The organism is Plantactinospora alkalitolerans, assembly GCF_015690345.1.
Classification (GTDB): domain Bacteria; phylum Actinomycetota; class Actinomycetes; order Mycobacteriales; family Micromonosporaceae; genus Plantactinospora; species Plantactinospora alkalitolerans.
Window position 1 is genome coordinate 1 of record NZ_JADPUN010000067.1, and the last position, 6,077, is coordinate 6,077.

5 protein-coding genes and 1 pseudogene are annotated in these 6,077 nt (G+C 70.5%); 2 read left to right on the forward strand and 4 right to left on the reverse strand.

Annotated elements, in window-relative coordinates:
- Together I0C86_RS04505 and I0C86_RS04510 are read right to left on the reverse strand one after the other, a co-directional pair.
- A pseudogene (locus I0C86_RS04505) lies at positions 1 to 439 on the reverse strand (hypothetical protein); the annotation flags it as partial.
- Between the two features lie 128 nt (positions 440 to 567).
- Positions 568 to 1,254 (reverse strand): PASTA domain-containing protein, encoded by a 687-nt coding sequence (locus I0C86_RS04510; RefSeq protein ID WP_196199919.1) that lies wholly within the window; start codon positions 1,252 to 1,254, stop codon positions 568 to 570.
- 177 nt (positions 1,255 to 1,431) lie between these two features.
- Here I0C86_RS04510 and I0C86_RS04515 point away from each other — a divergent pair, with 177 nt between their 5' ends.
- Positions 1,432 to 2,808, forward strand: coding sequence for a hypothetical protein (locus tag I0C86_RS04515; RefSeq protein WP_196199920.1), 1,377 nt, complete (start codon positions 1,432 to 1,434; stop codon positions 2,806 to 2,808).
- Between the two features lie 104 nt (positions 2,809 to 2,912).
- On the opposite strand, the gene I0C86_RS04520 is transcribed toward I0C86_RS04515, so the two are convergent.
- Together I0C86_RS04520 and I0C86_RS04525 are read right to left on the reverse strand one after the other, a co-directional pair.
- Positions 2,913 to 4,394 carry a glutamate-cysteine ligase family protein gene (locus tag I0C86_RS04520; protein WP_196199921.1) on the reverse strand — a complete coding sequence of 494 codons (1,482 nt, stop codon included), beginning with the start codon at positions 4,392 to 4,394 and terminating at the stop codon, positions 2,913 to 2,915.
- Between the two features lie 291 nt (positions 4,395 to 4,685).
- Positions 4,686 to 5,267, reverse strand: coding sequence for a YceI family protein (locus I0C86_RS04525; protein WP_196199922.1), 582 nt, complete (start codon positions 5,265 to 5,267; stop codon positions 4,686 to 4,688).
- Positions 5,268 to 5,407: 140 nt separating this feature from the next.
- On the opposite strand from I0C86_RS04525, the gene I0C86_RS04530 reads away from it, so the two are divergent.
- Complete coding sequence (locus tag I0C86_RS04530) at positions 5,408 to 5,857, forward strand: MarR family winged helix-turn-helix transcriptional regulator (protein WP_230393545.1); 450 nt, start codon at positions 5,408 to 5,410, stop codon at positions 5,855 to 5,857.
- The last annotated feature ends 220 nt before the right edge of the window (positions 5,858 to 6,077 follow it).

A 6,077-nucleotide genomic window follows, 5' to 3' on the forward strand; every position in this document is an offset into this window, starting at 1 on the left:
CGACCACCAGGACGGTCAGCAGAACCAGGGCCATCACCCCGACCAGGATGGGCATCCACCACCGACGGCCGTCCGGCTCGTCACCGTAGGACTCGTCGCCGTAGGACCAGTCCACCGGCGGTGGCCCGCCGGTCGCACCCCTCGCACGTACCGGCACCTCGGCCCGCCCGGCCCAGATCGGTGCCCGCGGAGGAACCGGCGGGGTGGCGTCCGGAGGGGTCGCGCCGTGGCCCTGGCCAGCCTCGGTATCCGCCTCGGCGGCCCGGCCGGCGTCGGTCCTGATCACCCGGCTGGCGTCCCCGTCGATGGCCGCCGGGCCGGTCCGCCCCGCGTTCCCGCCCGGGGCCGGGCCGTCCGGCCCGGCAGGCCCCGGGTCGTGGTCGGAGGCGTTCCGGTCCGCGTCCGGACCGTCGGAGGATCGGGGCGGGTCGTCGGCCATGGCACGTCCTCTCGCCACCGGATAAGACCGGGCCAACCACCGTCCAACCTATCCGGCCGACGGTCGCCCGACCGGTCGTGCGCGGTCAAAGCGCGTCCGGCGTGTCCGTGCGGAGATGTGCCGGTCGGCTACAACGTCGGCGTGGAGGTCGGACCTGCCGAGTCCGAGCAGAACAGCTTCACCCGCTCGTTCCAGCGCAGCGTGGCGCCGCCCTTGGGATCCTGACTGCGTACCTGACCGTGTCTGTCGGTCGGATAACTGGGGTAGAGGCCGTCCTCCACCAGTCGCCGCGCCGCCTGCGCGCAGGACTGCCCGACGAGTTCGGGTACGACCACCTCCGGCGGCGCGCCCACCACGGTCAACCGGACCGTGACGCCCTTCCGAACGGAGGTACCGGCCCGAGGGTTGGTGCTCGCGACGCTACGGTCGCTGCCCGCCTTGCCGAAGGTGATCTGGGCACCCAGGCCACGGCGCAGCAACTCCGCCCGGGCCTCCTCGAAGTCCATCCCGACCAGGTTCGGCAACTGCATCTCGCCGATCTGGGGTGCCGGGGCGGTGGTCGACCGCCGGGTCGGCGTCCTGCCGGGCGTACTGCGCGGCGTGCTCGGCGTCGCCGTGCTGGTGGCGGTCGGAACGGAGCCGGCCCCCTGGTCCGTCGGCTCCTCGCCGCCACCGGCCAACAGGAAACCGCCGACAGCACCGACAACAGCACAGATGACCAGGCCGACCGCCGCACCGGCCACCAGCCCGGTCCGATTCGGGTGACCAGACCGGGGACCCGCGTCCGGTCGTCCCGCCACGTACTCATCCGACATGCCGACTCTGCCTCACCATCGGGCGTGCGGGGGTTGCACGCCGATATCCACATCCGAAGTGTGCCGCACGCCAGCATCGGCGGCCGGCCCCCCGGAGCGCAACCGGCACGCGGTCGAGGTTGGCGGGTACCCGGTCACCTCTCGCCCCGCAGCCGGGTGGAGGCTACGCTGCCCCGCATGGCCGTACGGGGCTGGGGAGGATCAGTCGCGACGGCGATCGGCGTTGCCGCCGGCGCCGGCGCCGCTCAGCTGGGTCTCGGTTACGGGCTCGGCATCATCGCCTGGATGCCTTCGGCCGGGGGCACCAGTGAGGCCGCCTGGCTGGCCGGCCTCACCTGGGCCGCGTGGATAGCCGCGACCTCCACGATCGCCGGGGCGATCTGTGCACACCGGCTCGGCGGTGCCGGCCGTCCCCGGAGATCGACAGTTGCCGTCGGTCCGGCCACCGAGGCGCCCCCGAGCATGGCCGGCGGGATGTGGCGGGTCGTGCTCGCGGTCTCCAGTGCGGTCGGCGCACTCGTCACGGTGGTGCTCGTCGCCGTACCCGCCCGAGCGGTGGTACGCCCCGACACCGGGTCACCGCAGACCGTCGCCGCGGGCTACGCCGTTCTCGGCGTGCTGATCGGACTGCTGGTGGCGATCTGGGCGACCTCGTCACCGGCCGTGGCCACCAATGTGCTCGGCACCGTCGGCTGGCTCTGGGCGCTCGCGGTGATCGCGGTCATCGACGGTGTGCTTTCCGGGCGCGGGCTGGCCAGCGCCCAGCTCGGGGTCTGGCAGCTCACCTCGGACAGTGGACCGTTCTGGTTCCGCGACTACTTCTACTGGCCCGGGGCGGCGCTGTCACTCGGCTCCGCGCTGCTGATCGGCGCCTTCGCCGCCCGAGCCGCGGCCCGGCGGCCGGCAGCCCGGGTCGGCGCCGCCGTCTCGGGCATCAGCGGTCCGCTGCTGGTCGCCATCGCCTACTTTCTCGCCGCGCCCCGACTGGTCGGCATCCGGCCCGAGCAGGTGTCGGCCCATCTGATGGCGCCGTACGCGGTGGTCGCGGGGCTCGCCGGATCCGCACTGGTGGCAGCGCTGGCGCAGCGGTCGGAGGCACGGGCACAAGACGCGGAGCCCCGCGTTTCCCGATCCGATCCGGCCGAACCCGGCGTCGAGGCCGCCGCGACCGAAGCCGAGGCCGGCTCCGAAACCGCCGGCGGTGTCACGGACGGGTCCGGACGTCCGCCCCGGTTGCCGGTACAGCCGACCGGTGGATCCTGGCGTACCGCTGACGACGCCGACCCGTTCCCGCCCCGCCGCGCCGATGGACCCACCGATCTCTCCGGGTCGGACGAGCCGGACCCGCTCGGGCGGGCGGAGGACCGACCCGACCCGCTCGGGCGAACGTCCGACGAGGTGGGCAGCGGTGGCGGTGCCGGCGGGGAGCGCGCCGACGAGCCTTCCGAAGGAAGCACCGACGAGACGTCACCGACCAATGAGAAGGCCGACGAGAAGGCCGACGACGGCAGGGCGAAGGGCCGGCTGGGTCGGTTCGGCCGCCGATCGCGCTGACCAGAGTCACCGACCGGACCCGCCGGTCAGGCCCGCTGACCGGACCCGCCGGTCGGACCGATCAGACCCGCTGACCGGACCCGCCGATCGCGCTGGCCGACGCGTCAGTCCACCGGCCAGGTGTGCACCGGCTCGTCGGTCCGCTGGAGTTCGCCGTAACGCTGGAGCATGTGTCGGAGCGCCTGGGGACGATTCATGCCCCTGCCTCGTTCAGCCGCCCGTACCGCCTCGACCTGCCACACCGCGCCGTTACGTCCGGTACGGCAGCGCTGCTCGATGATCCCGAGCAACCGGTCCCGGTGCGCGGCGCCGACACCGAACCGGTCCAGTCCGGCCGCCGCCCGGGGCAGGAGTACGTCGAGCACCAGATCGGTCACCCGTACCTGGCCCAGCCGGGGCCAGGCGATGACGGCGTCGATGCCCCGCCGGGCCGCCGCGTGGAAGTTCTCCTCGGCCGCGCTGAACGTCAGTTGACTCCAGATCGGCCGGTCCCCCTCCGCCATGTCCCTGGCCAGCCCGAAGTAGAAGGCGGCGTTGGCGAGCATGTCGACCACGGTCGGCCCGGCCGGCAGGACCCGGTTCTCCACCCGCAGGTGGGGACGGCCGTTCATGATGTCGTAGACCGGACGGTTCCAGCGGTAGACGGTGCCGTTGTGCAGCCGGAGTTCCGCCAGTTTGGGCGTGCCACCGTTGTGCAGGACCTCGACCGGGTCCTCGTCGTCGCAGATCGGCAACAGCGGCGGAAAGTAGCGGACGTTCTCCTCGAAGAGGTCGAAGATCGAGGTGATCCATCGCTCGCCGAACCAGACCCTGGGCCGTACGCCCTGCGCTTTCAGCTCGTCGGGCCGGGTGTCGGTGGCCTGCTCGAAGAGGGCGACCCGGGTCTCGGCCCAGAGCTGGCGCCCGTGCAGGAACGGCGAGTTGGCGCCGAGCGCGACCTGGACCCCGGCGATGGCCTGGGATGCGTTCCAGTAGTTGGCGAAGCTGTCCGGTGCCACCTGGAGGTGGAACTGGAGACTGGTGCAGGCGGCCTCGGAGGCGATCGAGTCGGTGTGGGTCTGCAACCGCTCCACGCCCCGGATGTCCAGCTCGATGTCCTCGCCCCGGGCGGCCACGATCTGGTCGTTGAGCACCCGGTAACGCTTGTTCCTGGACAGGTTGTCGAGCACCAGGTGCCGGGGGGTCAGCGTGGGCAGGATGCCGATCAGGATGATCGTCGCGTCGGACTTGACGGCGAGTTCCTCCGCGCGGCCGAGGCTCTCCCGCAGGTCCTGCTCGTAGTCGGCGAAACCGGCTCCCTCGATCAGCCGGGGCCGGGCGTTGAGTTCGAGGTTGAACTGTCCCAGTTCGGTCTGGAAGGTGGGATCGCCGAGGTTGTCCAGCACCTCGGCGTTGCGCATCGCGGGCTCGGCGTCGTCGTCGACCAGGTTCAGCTCGATCTCCAGACCGGTGGTCGGCCGGTCGGCGTCGAAGCCGAAGTCGTCGAGCATGAGGGCGAAGACGTCCAGGCACCGCCGTACCTTCTGCCGGTAACGGATCCGGTCCTCCCGGGAGAAGGGGAGCACCTCCGAGACGTCCTGGCCCATGTGCCCTCCCCGCCGCGAGGCGCTGTCACCGCCGTCCGGATGGTCGTACCCGCCGGACGCGTGTTCGAACTGTCACCGTAGGAGCCCCGAGCGCACGCGGCCACAATCACAGCGCCCGCCGGCCGAGAGTGAGCGGCCAGCGGCGCTGCGTCCACCTTCGCACACGATCGAGACACCTGTTCCACCGGGCGCATTACCCAATGGGACGCCCCGGTCACCAGTCAATCGGTGGCCGGGGCGTAACGCCGTCGTCCGTACCGGCCCGACCGCAAGCCGATCGGGCGGGATTGGTCAGGCCTGGCGAACGGCCTCGCCCTCGATCTCGATCTTGATCTTCTTCCCGACCAGCACGCCGCCGGTCTCCAGCGCGACGTTCCAGGTCAGGCCGAATTCCTCGCGGTCGATCTCGGTGGTGGCGGTGAAGCCGAAGAGGTCCTGGCCGAACGGGCTGCGTCCGGCGCCCTCGAACTCGACCTCGAGGTCGACCTGGCGGGTCACGTCCTTGATCGTGAGTTCGCCGGTCAGCACGAACTCGTTGCCGCTGTGCGACTTGACGCCGGTGCTGCGGTACGTCAGGGTCGGGAACTTCTCCACCTCGAGGAAGTCGCCGCTGCGGAGGTGGTTGTCGCGGTCGGTCGCGCCGGTGTCGATGCTCGTGGTCTGGATCGTGGCGGACACCGCGGACTCGAGCGGGTTCTCGGTTACCGTGATTGTCGCCTCGGCCTCACGAAACTGGCCGCGCACCTTGCTGACCATCATGTGCCGGGCCACGAACCCGACGCGCTGGTGCGCCTGGTCGAGCAGGTAGGTCCCGGGGGCCGGGATCGTCAGCCCCTCCCACGAACGGGTGGCGGATTCGGTGCTGCTGCTCATCGTGCTGCCTTCCCAGAAAATAGTTGGTGTTGACCGATGACTGACATAGCAACTATAGATGCAACAATATTCCCCGTGTCAAGTACTGCTAGGATGTGGTCGTGACCGAGAACCTCTACGATGACTCCCGCCTGACGGCCATGGGCCTGGTCATGGAGGTGCACGCCGGGCTCGCGGCCAGGTTCGCCGCCCAGTTCGAGGAGCACGACCTCTCGTCCGTGGAGTTCGAGGTCCTGATGCGGCTGGCCAGATCACCCCAGCACGAACTCCGGATGACCGACCTTGCCGCGCAGACCTCCCTCTCCACCAGTGGCGTGACCCGGGTCGTCGATCGGATGGAACGCGACGGCCTGCTCTGCCGCCGCGCCTGCCCCTCGGACCGACGCAGCGCGTACGCGGTCGTGACGGAGTCCGGCATGACAAGGCTCGGGGAGACGCTCCCCGGACACATCCAACTCATCCAGGACTGGTTCATCGGCCAGCTCGACTCCGCCGCACTGGAGAACCTGCTTGATTCGCTCCGGGTCGTCCGGGACGCGGTTCACCCGGGCGCCACCGCCGGAAGTGCCGGCATGAGCGGCGACTGCTGATTTCTGCCCGTTTCCTGGCCCCGTGACCGAATATCGCCACCCGATGGCCGAACGTCGAGTCCGATTGGCGGGCCGACCCGAGGACCACCGGCAGAAAGACCGGCAGAAGTCATGTACACATCGCAACATGACTGTATTAATCGGAAAAAACGGATCCCACTGCTGGCTAATCTTCGAACAACCGGGGGGCTCTGGGGACGTGGCGCGAGGGGGACCGAAA